Consider the following 13,382-nt stretch of genomic DNA (forward strand, 5'->3'; position numbering starts at 1 on the left):
CATTTTAAGAAAGGTTATGAAGAAACTCTCTATTTTCATGCTTTTTGTCCTTCTTGCGACGGCCTGCGTCGACAACGACTACGACCTGCGAAACGTCGACGCCGACAACATCACCATCGGCGACGAGACATCGACCTTCGAGGCGCCGCTGGCCAGGGTCCGCATCACGATGGACGACATCAACAACAACGACGGAACACGCATCGACCGGATTTTCGAGGAGGCCGACATCTGGCTTCCGACCCGACTGCCCGATGAGGATGCGAACGGCTATTATGCCGACGTGCAGCGGCTGCTCCACGATGCGGCCTACGTCGACGACGAAGTGCTGCCGGAGCTGCTCGCGCAGATGACCACCGACGCCGCGAAGCTCGACGCCGTGGCCACGCTGCTGCAGCAGAAGTACTACGACTCCTTCGTGGAGCTGCTGCCGGGCGTATCGCGCGATGAATTCAAGAGTGCATTCGTCACCGCCTACACCGACGACCCCACGATGCGCGAACGGCTCGGCGTCGAGGTCAAGGCGCTGGCGACGGGGTATCTGACGGGGCTCGACGTCAACATGGAGAATCTGAGCTACCGCGTCGACCGCATCGACATCAGCGACGAGGTGGTCGACATGCTGGCCGACAACCTCGACCCCCGCGAGACGGCCAACCCGACCAATACGCTCCACCTCCGCGGAACGATTGACAACCGGCTCCCCGTCACGCTGAGCATCTCGCCCCTCTTCCGCCCCACTGCGGTGACCTTCACCTCGACCATCGAAGCCAACTGCGCCACGAACGAGCTCCCCGCCACGCGCCTCTTCGCCGACGACATCCGCACGATTGTCCGCGGCATCGACCTCGACATCCCCATGGTTGTGGAGCGCTACTACCCGGGCAAGGGCTTCGGCCCCGACGCCCAGGAGGGCAACCCGACGCAGGTGGACATCAGCCTCCATCTGGTCAAGCACGGCGCACTGAAGTTCGACCTCTAAACCGACTCCCGCAATGAAAAAAGCAACCCTTTTGCTGGCGGCGCTGCTCCTCGCAACCGGACTTGCCGCCCAGAATCCCACCCTGTACTTCATGGAGGGGTCGACCTACCGTTCGCAGCTCAACCCCGCCTTCGCCCCGCAGCGCGGCTACGTCAACCTGCCCGGAATCGGCGGCATGGAGGTCGGAATCAACGGCAACGTCGCCCTCGACAACATACTCTACCCGCGCAACGGGCGGCTCGTCACGCTGCTCGACAGCTCCGTGCCGGCCGACGTGGCGCTGAGCGGCCTGAGCGCACAAAACCGAATCGGTGCCGAAACCCGCATCAACCTCTTCGGCATCGGCATGTTCACCGCCAACCACAAGAACTTCTGGTCGTTCGACCTCGCGCTGCGCACCTCCGAGGAGACCACCCTGCCCCGCTCGCTCTTCGAGTTTCTAAAACGCGGCGAGGAGGGGCACATCAGCGACATCGGACTGATGGCCGAGAGCTACCTCGAGGCGGGCTTCAACTACTCGATGCCGCTGCTCGACGACCGTCTCTACATCGGTTTCCGCGGCAAGCTGCTGGTCGGACTTGCCCGCATGCAGATGGACTACGACCGCTTCGACGTCACGCTGCAGAACGACCGCTGGGCCGTCGCCACCCACGGCACCATCGACATCACGGCCGACGGCACGAAGGCCAACCCCGACCCCGAGAGCGGACTCTTCGGACTGGGCGACCTCGAGACGAGCCCCAAGGGGCCCTCGGGCTACGGACTTGCCGTCGACCTGGGCGCCACGTACGACATCCTGCCCCAGCTGCAGGCCTCGCTGGCGGTTACCGACCTGGGCTTCATCAGCTGGAGCGACCGGAAGAGCGTCACGGGCGTCTCCTCGCGCGAGACCGAGTTCACGGGCGTCGACGTTCCCGACAACGGCACCCCCGCCCCGGACTTCGACCTCGAGCTGCTGCGATTCACCCCCGTGGAGAGCTCCGCACCTACGCGGATGCTGCGCGCCTCGGTCAACGCCGCACTGGAGTACAAGCTCTGGAAGCGCCGTATCGGCATCGGACTGCTCTACACGCTCCGCTTCCTGAACTACTCGACGGTGCACAACATCACCGCCTCGGTCAACATCCAGCCCACGCGATGGCTCACCTTCACGGGCAGCTACTCGGCGCTCGACAACCGCAGCGGCGCCGTGGGGCTGGGTCTGAGCATCCACCCGCGGTGGCTGCACTTCTTCATCGCCACCGACCTGCTCACCTCGCGCCATACGCCGCAGTGGATTCCCGTCCGGCAGAGCACGGCCTACGTCACGGCCGGCATCGGCATCCCCATCGGCCGGGACAGCCACCGCAAGACGGCCGAGTTTGCACCGCGCAGCCGCAAGAAATAGGGCCCGGCAGGCCGCACGATGCTCGTCCGCGGCAGGACGCCCGCGTCGCGGCTCCGCAGACGGAGACCGATGGTGCGAAAGGTCCGACCTCTCGGCCTTTTGGACACTCCCGGCCCTTTTCCGGAGAAAGAGGCCCCAAGTATGGGAACTTTCGTTATCTTTGTGAGTCGTACGGAATCCGGCCGCTCACGCCGAACATCCGGATGCCCGGACGACCTTGCGACGGCCCAAGAAAAGTGTAAAGTTGCGTCACCGAATTTACGGAATTCATCGATTGCGGACCGTCGCTTTTTCTTTTGCATCCAATACGTACCGCCCACTGTATCCGGTGGTCGCAAATACCGTGCCGAAGCGGCCGGCGGCTCACAATCTTACTCCCTCGTCACGCTGCACGGAGTCCTCGTCGCCCCGGGCGTCGGCACCCGCCTCCCAGCGGTCCAGCACCCGGCGCGCCGCCTCGGCGCCCGCCTCGACAATCTCCTGCGCACGGTAGAACTCGAACAGGCCGAAACGGTCGGCCGGCAGTTCGAAGAGCATGTCGGGCTCATAGAGCCGGCACATCAGCCGCGTGAGGTGCTGCGTCATGATTTCGGTCGCCGCCGTGATGAGCTTGTAGTAGTTCAGCGACGGCAGCTTGCCTACGGCCGCACCGATGCTGCGGGCCCGGCGTCCGGCCCCGTGCCACAGCCCCTCGCGGGTGTCGCCCGCAGCCGCCTCCGACGCCTCCGCATCCACGGCGGCACTCCCCGCACCCGCAAAGGGGGCGCAGACGTCGACCCCCACCAGCAGGTCGCCCGCACAGCGACGAACGCGGTTGAGCGGCAGCGGGTTGACGATTCCGCCGTCGGTCAGCACCATGCCGTCGCGGTGGACCGGACGGAAGACCGACGGGATGGCAATCGAGGCCCGAATCGCATCGTAGAGCCCGCCCCGCTCGATGACCACCTCACTGCCGCTCAGCAGGTCGGCCGAGACGGCCGTGAAGGGGATGCGCATCTGCTCGATGCGCATGTCGGGAATCAGCTCCTTCATCGCCTCGATGACGCGGCTGCCCTTGACCAGCCCCTCGGTGCTGAAGGTGAAGTCGACCAGACTGAAGACCCGGTAGCGGTCGAGCGCACACATCCACTCCTTGAACTCCTCGAGGTGGCCCGAGGCGTACATGCCGCCCACGAGCGCCCCCATCGACGTTCCGGCGACGGCTCCAATCTCATAGCCGCGCCGCTCCAACTCCTCAATGGCCCCGATGTGGGCCACGCCCCGGGCTCCGCCGCCGGCAAGCACCAGCGCGACCCTCCGCCGCTTCACTCCGTTGTTCTGCTCCATATTCTTTACATTACATAGAATCACTCCGCACCGTTCGCCTCCATCCGTTCGCGCACGCGCAGCCAACCGTCCGTACCACTCAGAGCCGTCGCCGGCAGCGATGCGCACATCGACGCCAGACGCGACACGGGCACCGCAAAGCCCAGCTCATGCGCCCCGACCCACGGCCGCACCGAGGGGTCGAAGAGCCCCAGGAAGCAGCGCTGCCCGCCCCGCCGGTTCTCCTCGACGACCCGGGCAATCATCACGCCGCACCCCGAGCCGAAGGGGGCCGCAACGGCATCTTCGGCATCGTTGTCGTAGGAGGCCCAGGCAAAGAGCCCCGCCAGCATGTCGGGTCCGGCGAAGAAGAGCAGCCCCTCGGCCCCCTCGAAACTCGCGGCCGCATCGAGCCGCTCGAAGCGGAGCCACGGACGGGGTGCCGGCCGCACGTCGAGCCGCCGCACATGCTCCGCCACCGATTCGGGGCTCTGCTTGTAACGCTCGCGGCAGGCCACGAAATCGGGCACGCGCGCCGGCAGCGGAGCGAATCCCGTATAGAAACGGCCTCCGCCGCAACCGATGTTCGAGGCGTTGAAGGCACACGCGCCGCCCTCGCTGCGCAGCTCGGCAAGCTCGCGGAAGAGGCAGCCGGCCCGCAGCGGTGCCACGCGCCCGGGCTCCTCCGCATAGCCGAAGAGCAGCGGCAGCGGAGCCTCCCAGCCGAAGGCGCCGCGCAAGGCGGCCACAAGCTCCGCTGGAGCCATCGGCCCCGGCGGCGTGACCACGCAGTCGAGCCGCACGTCGTGCGGCTCGAGGGGCAGCTCGGCCACCACCTGGTGGGCGTAGCAGACCCCGACCTTCACGCCCCGGAACCGGGGGTCCGAGAGGTAGCGGTCGTAGTATCCGCGGCCGCGCCCCATGCGCCCGCCCGCCAGGGTGAAGGCCGTACCGGGGACCACCACCAGGTCTATCTCTCCGGGAGGACAGGGCACGGCGTCGGGGCCGGCCTCGAGGATGCCGAAGGCCCCCTCGCGGAGCGTCGCGGGGTCGTACGCCACGAACGACATCCGCTCCCCCTCGACGCGCGGCAGCACCACCCGCTTCGTGCGGCTCCAGCGCTCCAGCGCGGCATCGGTGGCCGGCTCGTCGGGCAGCGCCGCAAAGAGCGCCACCGTCCGCGCCGACGCAAAAAACGGCAGCCGCTCGACCGCCGCAAAGAGCCGCTCCGAAACCTCGGCGCGCACCTCGCCCCGCAACGAACGGTTGAGCCGTTTCATCGCGGCGCGTATCTCCTTCTTGCTTCGTCTCTCCATGTTCAGTTTCAGTACAAAATTCCCGTCAAATTCCCGGCTCCGAGCTTTGTTATTCCGCAAACAATGGCTATATTTGCGCTCGGGAACACAAATCACAAACAAATATAAACAAATTTTTCAATTATTATGAGCTGCTTTTTAACCAATTCATCTCTTGGCAAGAAGTTAGTAATGAGCGTGACAGGCTGTTTCCTCGTGCTCTTTATCCTCTTCCACATGTCCATGAACGTCGTGGCGATTATCTCGCCCGAGGGTTACAACTCGATTTGCGCGTTCCTGGGCGCCAACTGGTATGCACTGGCCGGCACCGTCGTTCTGGCCGCAGGCGTACTGATTCACTTCATCTACGCCCTCGTCCTCACGGTGAACAACTACCGTGCACGAGGCAACGAGCGTTACGCCGTCACGGTCAAGGAGAAGGGCGTACAGTGGGCTTCGAAGAACATGCTGCTGCTGGGATGGATTATCCTGGGCGGACTGCTGCTCCACCTGTTCAACTTCTGGTCGAAGATGCAGCTCGTGGAAATCATGGGCCAGCACCAGAACTCGCTGGGCTTCGGCCCCGCCGACGGTGCTTCGCTCATCGCCTACACCTTCTCGCAGTGGTACTACGTGATTATCTATCTGCTGTGGTTTGCCGCCCTGTGGTTCCACCTCACGCACGGCGTGTGGTCGATGTTCCAGACCGTGGGCTGGGCCAACAACACGTGGTATCCCCGTCTGAAGTGCATCGCCAACATCGTCGCCACGATTGTATTCCTGGGCTTCGCGCTGGTGGTTGTCATCTTCTTCCTCAAGAGCATCTGCTGCTGCGGCGCATGCTAATTCCGGTCCGGCTCCGCATGCCGGCTTCCGCGCGGCTCTCCGGCCCGCGGTGCAATCCCTGAGGGAAGGCATGCGACACGGCGAAGTGATTCAACAAAAAATAAACACACAACAGATATGGCTTTCAAATTAGATGCAAAAATTCCTGCCGGCGAACTCGCACAGAAGTGGAGCAACCACAAGGCAGCTATCAAGGTCGTAAGCCCCGCAAACAAGCGCAAGCTCGACATCATCATCGTCGGAACGGGTCTGGGCGGTGCCTCCGCAGCCGCTTCGCTCGGTGAACTGGGATACAACGTCAAGGTATTCTGCATCCAGGACTCGCCCCGCCGCGCACACTCGATTGCGGCTCAGGGCGGTATCAACGCAGCCAAGAACTACCAGAACGACAACGACTCGGTATATCGTCTCTTCTACGACACCATCAAGGGCGGCGACTACCGCGCCCGCGAGGCCAACGTCTACCGTCTGGCCGAGGTTTCGAACCTCATCATCGACCAGTGCGTGGCTCAGGGCGTCCCCTTCGCACGCGAATACGGCGGCCTGCTGGCCAACCGTTCGTTCGGCGGCGCGCAGGTATCGCGTACGTTCTACGCCCGCGGCCAGACCGGACAGCAGCTGCTGCTGGGCGCCTATGCGGCCCTCAACAAGGAGATTGCCGCCGGCACGGTGAAGAGCTACCCGCGTCACGAGATGCTCGACATCGTCATCGAGGACGGTGAGGCCCGCGGTATCATCGCCCGCAACCTCGTTACGGGTGAAATCGAGCGCTTCGGCGCCCACGCCGTCGTGCTGGCCACGGGCGGCTACGGCAACGTCTTCTTCCTCTCGACCAACGCCATGGCTTCGAACGGCTCGGCCGCATTCCAGTGCTACCGCAAGGGTGCCGGCTTCGCCAACCCCTGCTTCACGCAGATTCACCCCACCTGCATCCCCGTACACGGCGACCAGCAGTCGAAGCTGACCCTCATGTCGGAGTCGCTGCGTAACGACGGCCGCATCTGGGTTCCCAAGAAGCTTGAGGACGTGAAGGCCATCCGCTCGGGCGCCAAGAAGCCCTCGGACATTCCCGAAGAGGACCGCGACTACTATCTGGAGCGCCGCTACCCGGCCTTCGGCAACCTCGTGCCGCGTGACGTCGCTTCGCGTGCCGCCAAGGAGCGCTGCGATGCCGGCTACGGTGTCAACGAGACGGGTCTGGCCGTATTCCTCGACTTCAAGACTGCCATCGAGCGTCTGGGCAAGGAGCGCATCAAGCAGCGCTACGGCAACCTCTTCGACATGTACGAGGAGATTACCGACGTGAACCCCTACGAGCAGCCGATGCAGATTTTCCCGGCCGTGCACTACACGATGGGCGGTCTGTGGGTTGACTACAACCTGATGACCACCATCCCGGGCCTCTACGCCATCGGCGAGTGCAACTTCTCGGACCACGGTGCCAACCGTCTGGGTGCCTCGGCCCTGATGCAGGGTCTGGCCGACGGTTACTTCGTGCTGCCCTACACCATCGGCGACTACCTCTCGCACAAGATTCAGGCTCCGAAGGTGAAGACCGACACCAAGGCATTCGACGAGGCCGAGAAGAACGTCAAGGCTCGCATCGAGAAGCTCCTCTCCATCAACGGCAAGCAGTCGGTGGACGACATCCACAAGAAGCTGGGCCACATCATGTGGGAGAACGTCGGCATGGCCCGTACGAAGGAGTCGCTCGAGAAGGCCATCACCGAAATCCAGGCCCTGCGCAAGGAGTTCTGGAAGGATGTCAAGGTCGTAGGCCGCGCCGACGACTTCAACGTCGAGCTGGAGAAGGCACTCCGTGTGGCCGACTTCCTCGAACTGGGCGAGCTGATGGCCCGTGACGCCCTCCACCGCGAGGAGTCGTGCGGCGGTCACTTCCGCGTCGAGCACCAGACCGAAGAGGGCGAGGCAAAGCGCGACGACGAGAACTTCGTATACGCCGCCGTCTGGGAGTACAAGGGTATGGACGAGGCTCCCGAGATGACCAAGGAGCCGCTGAACTTCGAGTTCGTACACCCGGCACAGCGCAACTACAAGGACTAATGCCATTTTGACGTTGAACTTTAATAACAATTTGAAACTATGAATTTTACATTAAAGATATGGCGTCAAAAGGACGCTAAGAGCAAAGGCGCGTTCGAGACCTACAAGGTCGAGAACATCTCGGAGGACACCTCGTTCCTCGAAATGCTCGATATCCTGAACAACGACCTCGTACATGCGGGCAAGGAGCCCGTGGCATTCGACCACGACTGCCGCGAGGGTATCTGCGGCATGTGCTCGCTGCACATCGACGGCCGTGCACACGGTCCGGGCGACGGTGCCACGACCTGCCAGATTTACATGCGCCGCTTCAAGGATGGTGCGACCATCACCATCGAGCCGTGGCGTTCGGCCGCCTTCCCGATTATCAAGGACCTGGTGGTCAACCGCAGCGCCTACGACCAGATTCTCCAGGCCGGCGGCTTCATCTCGGTACGCACCAACTCGGTGCCCGACGGCAACGCCATTCCCATTCCGAAGGAGGATGCCGACGAGTCGATGGATGCAGCAGCCTGCATCGGCTGCGGTGCCTGCGCCGCAACCTGCAAGAACGGCTCGGCGATGCTCTTCGTGGCTGCCCGCGTATCGTCGCTGGCCAAGCTGCCGCAGGGCCGCATCGAGGGTGCCCGCCGTGCCAAGGCGATGGTAGCCAAGATGGACGAGCTGGGCTTCGGCAACTGCACCAACACGGGTGCCTGCCAGGCCGAGTGCCCCAAGCAGATTTCGATTGCCCACATCGCGCGTCTGAACCGCGAGTTCCTCTCGGCAAAGTTCGAGGACTAAGCCCCCGACGCCGAAAGGCATACGACAACGCCCTGCAACCGTCGGGTTGCAGGGCGTTTTTTATAAAGGTGGCACAGAAGCAAGCCGGACAGCGGGCAAAAGCATCCGAATAGAGACAGCGAAATTCCGGCAAGGGCGGCAGAAGACCCCGGCGAAGAGGCAGCGACTCGGCGAGGACTGCGGAGGCCGGCAAGGGAGACAGAGACCGGCAAAAGAGTCAGAAGCCCCGGCGAGAACGGCAGAGGTCCCGGCAAGGGCGGCAGAAGCCACAAGGACAGCGCAGCTCCGGCGAAAGGGATGAAGACCCGGCGGGGGCGGCAGAAACTACAAGGCAGTGCACCCTCCAGCGAAGACGACACTGCCCCGGCAAAGACGGCACAGCGCGACCGGCAAAGACGGCGCAGCACCACCAACAAAAAAGAGGCAGACCCGCCAACCGGCAGGTCTGCCTCAATCGTTCCGCGCGGCGGAGCTATCCATTCACCCGCGCATGGTCGGCCAGAAACTGGGCAAGACCGCTGTCGGTAAGCGGATGCTTGAGCAGCCCCTTGATGGCGGCCAGCGGGCAGGTTGCCACGTCGGCCCCCGCATCGAGGCAGCGGATGATGTGGTTCGTATGGCGAATCGAGGCAGCCAGCACCTGCGTCTGATAGCCGTAGGTGCGATAGACGCGCACGATGTGGGCCACGAGCCCCACGCCGTCCTCCGAGATGTCGTCCAGACGTCCGACAAAGGGCGAGACGTAGGTCGCACCCGCCTTGGCCGCCAGCAGCGCCTGTCCCACCGAGAAGACCAGCGTGCAGTTGGTGCGGATGCCGCGCCCGGCAAAGTACTTCACGGCGCGGATGCCGTCGGCCGTGCAGGGGAGCTTCACTACGATGTGGGGGTGGAGCGCCGCCAGTTGCTCGCCTTCGTGCACCATGCCCTCGAAGTCGGTTGCAATCACCTCGGCGCTCACGTCGCCGTCGACGATGTTGCAGATTTCGACGTAGTGGCGGTGGCACGCCTCCTCGCCGCGGATGTTCTCCTTCGCCATGAGCGAAGGATTGGTGGTCACGCCGTCGAGTACGCCCATCGCGTTGGCCTCGCGAATCTGGTCGAGATTCGCCGTATCGATGAAGAATTTCATGGTTGAAAGGTTAATTTGGGTTTTAGGTTTTCTAAAGGTACGAAAAAAAGCGGCTCCTGCTCCACACCGCTCCGCTTTTCGACGATTTTCCGGCCGCACGGCCCCGCCCCACCCCGCCTCGGACCGCGGGAAAGGGAGAAATCACATTTTTTTCGAGAAAAATTAGTACTTTGTATTGCATAATACATTTCTGCGCATTATATTTGCAGTACGAAAATAACCTATATCAAAAAATAACCTTACAAATTTACAACCTGCGACCATGAAAGAGACCATCAACGCCAACATCGGCTCGCTGGCATTCACACTCGACCGCGACGCGTACGAAGAGCTCAAGGCCTACTTCGCCGACATCCGCAGGCGGCTGCCCGAGGGGGATACCGAGACGCTCGACGACATCGAGCGCCGCATGGCCGAAATTTTTCGCGAAAAGGTGAACACGCCGATGCGGGTGGTCACCCTCGACATCGTCCAGGCGGCCATCGCACAGATGGGTGCTCCCGACGACTTCGGAGCTCCGCGCAGCGGAGGCGAGGAGGCCGAATGCGAAGAGCAGCCCCGCGAAATGCTCCGCCGCCAGCTGCGCCGCTCGCGCAAGGACCGCTCGATAGCCGGCATCTGCGGCGGCATCGCCGAGTTCTTCGATACGGACCCGACCCCCATCCGGCTCGCAACGCTGCTGCTGATTCTCTTCGGCGGACTCTCGCTCTGGGTCTACATCCTGCTCTGGATTGTCATCCCGAACGCCCCCGAAACCGACAACTAAAAAGACCTGACCATGAATACGAACACACGACCGAAACTCTACCGTTCGACGGACCGCGTCATAGGCGGCGTCTGTGGCGGAATTGCCGAATACTTCGGACTCGACACCTCGACGATTCGCATCGTCACCCTGATTCTGATTCTCTTCGGCGGGCTCTCGCTCTGGGTCTACATCCTGCTCTGGATTATCATCCCGAACGCTCCCGACCGTTACACCCTAAACCGATAACGCCATGGCTGAAGACAATGTAAAGGTACAGATGCGCAAGGGCATCCTTGAATACTGCATTCTCGCCATTCTTTCGCGGGAGGATTCCTACGCGCCGAAAATCATCGCCGAGCTCAAGGAGGCCCGGATGATTGTGGTCGAGGGTACGCTCTACCCGATTCTCACCCGGCAGAAAAACGCCGGACTGCTCACCTACCGCTGGGAGGAGTCCCCGCAGGGACCTCCCCGCAAGTACTACTCGCTCACCGAGAAGGGACGCGAAAGCCTCGCACAGCTCGACGAGGCGTGGGACGAACTCGTCCGACAGATTCAAGTCATCCGTCACGGAAAACCACAGGAATAACCATCAAAAAAAGACCAATACCATGAAAACACGATTCATCACCGCCATTCTGCTCCTCGCCGCTCTGGTCGGCTCGTCGCTCAACGCCCAGGCCGCATGGCCCGGCAAACGCTGCAAGGGGAGCGGCAAACTCATCACCCGCGAAATTGCGGTGGCTCCCTTCACGGCCCTTGAGGTCAGCAACGGCGCCAACGTAACCCTCACCACGGGCTCGGGTCCGGCCGTGGTCGAGACCGATGACAACATGATGGAGTATGTCGAGGTCAAGGTGGAGGACGGAACGCTCACCATCGGCTTCGAAGGCGAGTGCACGAGCCTGACCAACGTCACGCTGCGCGTCACCGTCCCGACCGACGGCCGGCTGAACCGGCTGCGCGCCTCGGGCGCCTCGAAGATTGTCGCCGAACCCGTACTGCAGAGCAAGAACCTCAAGCTGCGTCTCTCGGGGGCCTCGAAGCTGGTTGCCGTCGTCAAGTGCGGCACCTGCGCCCTGGACATCTCGGGAGCCTCGAAGGCCGAAGTGGGCGGCGACATGGATGTCTGCGAGGCCGAGGTCTCGGGCGCCTCGAACCTCAACCTGGTGGCCAAGGCCGACCGCTGCCTGCTCGATGCCTCGGGCGCCTCGAAAATCAACGCCTCGGGCTCGGCCAACTTCGCCAGCATCGAGGTCTCGGGCGCCTCGAACCTCAACGCCGAGGACTTCGTCACCACGACATGCGTCGTCAGCGCCTCGGGCGCCTCGAACGCCCGCGTCAACTGCTCGAGCAAGCTGACGGCCGAGGCCAGCAGCGCCTCGAAAATCACCTACTCGGGCAACTGCACGAACAACTCGATTGAGAGCTCGGGCGCCTCGACCGTAAAGCGCAAGTAAAACCGGCAGCACACGCATCGAACAATCCTCGAAACTGACAACGCCATGAACAACATAAAGAAATGCAGCATCTCGGGCGTCGCCTTCACGCTCGACGAAGAGGCCTACAAGACTTTGGAAGCCTATCTCGACTCGCTCCGCGCATCCTACGGTGAGACGGCCGACGGAAAGGAGATTGTCGCCGACATCGAGGCCCGCATCGCCGAACTGATTCTCACGACGCAGGAGGGCGACCGCGTGGTCCAGAAGCCCCTCATCGACAACATCATCGCCCAGATGGGCTCGGCCCGCGATATCTCGGAGGAGAGCTCCGAGGAGGGCAGCGCCGGGGAGTCCTCCCCCAAGGAGCCCCGCATTCCGCGCCGCCTCTACCGCGACACGGCCAACGCCAAGCTGGGCGGCGTATGCGCCGGCATCGGCAAATACTTCGACATCGACCCCGTATGGGTGCGTCTGGCGATGTTCGTGCCGCTGATATTCACCTGCATGGGGGGCATCCCCTTCCTCGGATGGATGTCGCAGATTTTCGGCAACCTCTTCGGCATCTTCATCATCTGCTACCTGATTATGTGGTTCGTCGTGCCGGTGGCACGCACGGCCCGTCAGAAGCTGGAGATGAAAGGTGAACGCATCACCGCCGAGTCCATCCGCGAGACGACCGAAGCGGCCGGCAACGACCCCGACCGCCGCGCACGGCCCATCGTCGCCGAGACAGTCTCCGTTTTCGGCAAGGTGGTGCTCATCCTGCTCAAGCTCATCGCCGGAGTGATTGTCTTCTCGCTCATCGTGCTGGCCATCGTGCTGGTAGTCGGCCTTCTGGGCGTCATCATCAGCGGTCCGGGCAGCATCTGCCCGAGCCAGTTCGACGACGACATCTGGGTTAGCATCTTCGGCATCACCTCGCTACTGATTCCCGTCATCCTGCTCATCTACGTGCTGATGTGCCTCATCGCCTCGCGCAAACCGGGAGGCAAACCCGTGCTGGGCTTCTTCCTCGTATGGCTGGCCAGCATCGCCGCCTGCATCGGAGCGGCGCTCAACGAGGGTCACGACAAGGGAATCTTCTCGCGCCACGACTCTAAGGAGCAGCTGATGAAGACCGACATCGTCATCGACGGCGATTCGACCACCGTGGGACGGCTGCTCCACGAGAGCGACGACGTCGAGAGCGTCGTCGACGCCGACAACCGGACGCTGCGCCTCAACCTGAAGAACGGAGACCGGAACATCGAAATCACGGTCGACGCCAACACCAAGACGCTGCAGGTGCGCGAGGCGGAGCCGCAGACCGACTCCACCCGGAAGACCAACATTCCGAAGACCGAGGCCTCGAAAGCCAAATAACACGGCGGCTCGCAGCTGCCGGGGCGGAAGAGCGGCTGG

General features: G+C 62.9%; 13 protein-coding genes. 10 read left to right on the forward strand and 3 right to left on the reverse strand.

Translation table 11 applies throughout. From position 1 onward, the window contains the following. The first annotated feature begins 37 nt into the window (after window positions 1-37). Together B5F90_RS04675 and B5F90_RS04680 are read left to right on the forward strand one after the other, a co-directional pair. Window positions 38-982, forward strand: a complete 945-nt coding sequence (locus B5F90_RS04675) for a hypothetical protein (protein ID WP_143256106.1) — start codon at window positions 38-40, stop codon at window positions 980-982. A gap of 13 nt (window positions 983-995) precedes the next feature. Then, a complete protein-coding gene (locus tag B5F90_RS04680) occupies window positions 996-2,369 on the forward strand; it encodes a DUF5723 family protein (RefSeq protein ID WP_087361646.1) in 1,374 nt (457 codons plus the stop codon). A 363-nt stretch (window positions 2,370-2,732) separates the two neighbouring features. Here the strand turns inward: B5F90_RS04680 and B5F90_RS11115 are convergent, their stop codons facing one another. Together B5F90_RS11115 and B5F90_RS11265 are read right to left on the reverse strand one after the other, a co-directional pair. Next, on the reverse strand, window positions 2,733-3,695 hold the full coding sequence (locus B5F90_RS11115) for a patatin-like phospholipase family protein (protein WP_239307742.1): 963 nt from the start codon (window positions 3,693-3,695) through the stop codon (window positions 2,733-2,735). 20 nt (window positions 3,696-3,715) lie between these two features. Continuing rightward, a complete protein-coding gene (locus B5F90_RS11265) occupies window positions 3,716-4,990 on the reverse strand; it encodes a 5-formyltetrahydrofolate cyclo-ligase (protein WP_343213192.1) in 1,275 nt (424 codons plus the stop codon). Between the two features lie 126 nt (window positions 4,991-5,116). On the opposite strand from B5F90_RS11265, the gene B5F90_RS04700 reads away from it, so the two are divergent. The 3 genes from B5F90_RS04700 to B5F90_RS04710 all read left to right on the forward strand — a co-directional run bounded on the left by B5F90_RS04700 (window position 5,117) and on the right by B5F90_RS04710 (window position 8,662). Then, complete coding sequence (locus B5F90_RS04700; protein ID WP_087361647.1) at window positions 5,117-5,815, forward strand: succinate dehydrogenase cytochrome b subunit; 699 nt, start codon at window positions 5,117-5,119, stop codon at window positions 5,813-5,815. Between the two features lie 117 nt (window positions 5,816-5,932). After that, the gene (locus B5F90_RS04705) at window positions 5,933-7,879 is read left to right on the forward strand and encodes a fumarate reductase/succinate dehydrogenase flavoprotein subunit (protein WP_087361648.1); all 1,947 of its coding nucleotides are present in this window, start codon (window positions 5,933-5,935) and stop codon (window positions 7,877-7,879) included. Window positions 7,880-7,918: 39 nt separating this feature from the next. Further along, the gene (locus B5F90_RS04710) at window positions 7,919-8,662 is read left to right on the forward strand and encodes a succinate dehydrogenase/fumarate reductase iron-sulfur subunit (protein ID WP_087361649.1); all 744 of its coding nucleotides are present in this window, start codon (window positions 7,919-7,921) and stop codon (window positions 8,660-8,662) included. Window positions 8,663-9,134: 472 nt separating this feature from the next. Here B5F90_RS04710 and fsa read toward each other — a convergent pair whose 3' ends face one another. Then, window positions 9,135-9,791, reverse strand: coding sequence for a fructose-6-phosphate aldolase (gene fsa / locus B5F90_RS04715; RefSeq protein WP_087361650.1), 657 nt, complete (start codon window positions 9,789-9,791; stop codon window positions 9,135-9,137). 262 nt (window positions 9,792-10,053) lie between these two features. Between fsa and B5F90_RS04720 the strand changes: the two genes are divergently transcribed. Genes B5F90_RS04720 through B5F90_RS04740 form a run of 5 tightly spaced genes read left to right on the forward strand, consistent with a single transcriptional unit; the run spans window position 10,054 to window position 13,343 of the window. Then, entirely contained in the window at window positions 10,054-10,557 is a 504-nt protein-coding gene (locus tag B5F90_RS04720; RefSeq protein ID WP_087361651.1) for a PspC domain-containing protein, read from the forward strand. Window positions 10,558-10,569: 12 nt separating this feature from the next. After that, on the forward strand, window positions 10,570-10,785 hold the full coding sequence (locus B5F90_RS04725) for a PspC domain-containing protein (RefSeq protein WP_087361652.1): 216 nt from the start codon (window positions 10,570-10,572) through the stop codon (window positions 10,783-10,785). A 4-nt stretch (window positions 10,786-10,789) separates the two neighbouring features. Beyond that, window positions 10,790-11,128, forward strand: coding sequence for a PadR family transcriptional regulator (locus B5F90_RS04730; protein ID WP_087361653.1), 339 nt, complete (start codon window positions 10,790-10,792; stop codon window positions 11,126-11,128). A gap of 22 nt (window positions 11,129-11,150) precedes the next feature. Beyond that, window positions 11,151-11,999, forward strand: coding sequence for a head GIN domain-containing protein (locus B5F90_RS04735; RefSeq protein ID WP_087361654.1), 849 nt, complete (start codon window positions 11,151-11,153; stop codon window positions 11,997-11,999). Between the two features lie 45 nt (window positions 12,000-12,044). Next, a complete protein-coding gene (locus B5F90_RS04740) occupies window positions 12,045-13,343 on the forward strand; it encodes a PspC domain-containing protein (RefSeq protein ID WP_087361655.1) in 1,299 nt (432 codons plus the stop codon). Window positions 13,344-13,382: the final 39 nt, after the last annotated feature.

This window comes from Alistipes sp. An31A, from assembly GCF_002159425.1.
Taxonomy (GTDB): domain Bacteria; phylum Bacteroidota; class Bacteroidia; order Bacteroidales; family Rikenellaceae; genus Alistipes; species Alistipes excrementigallinarum.

Bases quoted from the DNA above. Each gene is read 5' to 3' on its own strand.
- B5F90_RS04730 (WP_087361653.1), top strand. From the start codon at position 10,790: ATGGCTGAAGACAATGTAAAGGTACAGATGCGCAAGGGCATCCTTGAA.
- B5F90_RS04725 (WP_087361652.1), top strand. From the start codon at position 10,570: ATGAATACGAACACACGACCGAAACTCTACCGTTCGACGGACCGCGTC.
- B5F90_RS04700 (WP_087361647.1), top strand. From the start codon at position 5,117: ATGAGCTGCTTTTTAACCAATTCATCTCTTGGCAAGAAGTTAGTAATG.
- B5F90_RS04720 (WP_087361651.1), top strand. From the start codon at position 10,054: ATGAAAGAGACCATCAACGCCAACATCGGCTCGCTGGCATTCACACTC.
- B5F90_RS04705 (WP_087361648.1), top strand. From the start codon at position 5,933: ATGGCTTTCAAATTAGATGCAAAAATTCCTGCCGGCGAACTCGCACAG.
- B5F90_RS04740 (WP_087361655.1), top strand. From the start codon at position 12,045: ATGAACAACATAAAGAAATGCAGCATCTCGGGCGTCGCCTTCACGCTC.
- B5F90_RS04680 (WP_087361646.1), top strand. From the start codon at position 996: ATGAAAAAAGCAACCCTTTTGCTGGCGGCGCTGCTCCTCGCAACCGGA.
- B5F90_RS11115 (WP_239307742.1), bottom strand. From the start codon at position 3,695: ATGGAGCAGAACAACGGAGTGAAGCGGCGGAGGGTCGCGCTGGTGCTT.
- fsa (WP_087361650.1), bottom strand. From the start codon at position 9,791: ATGAAATTCTTCATCGATACGGCGAATCTCGACCAGATTCGCGAGGCC.
- B5F90_RS04675 (WP_143256106.1), top strand. From the start codon at position 38: ATGCTTTTTGTCCTTCTTGCGACGGCCTGCGTCGACAACGACTACGAC.
- B5F90_RS11265 (WP_343213192.1), bottom strand. From the start codon at position 4,990: ATGGAGAGACGAAGCAAGAAGGAGATACGCGCCGCGATGAAACGGCTC.
- B5F90_RS04710 (WP_087361649.1), top strand. From the start codon at position 7,919: ATGAATTTTACATTAAAGATATGGCGTCAAAAGGACGCTAAGAGCAAA.
- B5F90_RS04735 (WP_087361654.1), top strand. From the start codon at position 11,151: ATGAAAACACGATTCATCACCGCCATTCTGCTCCTCGCCGCTCTGGTC.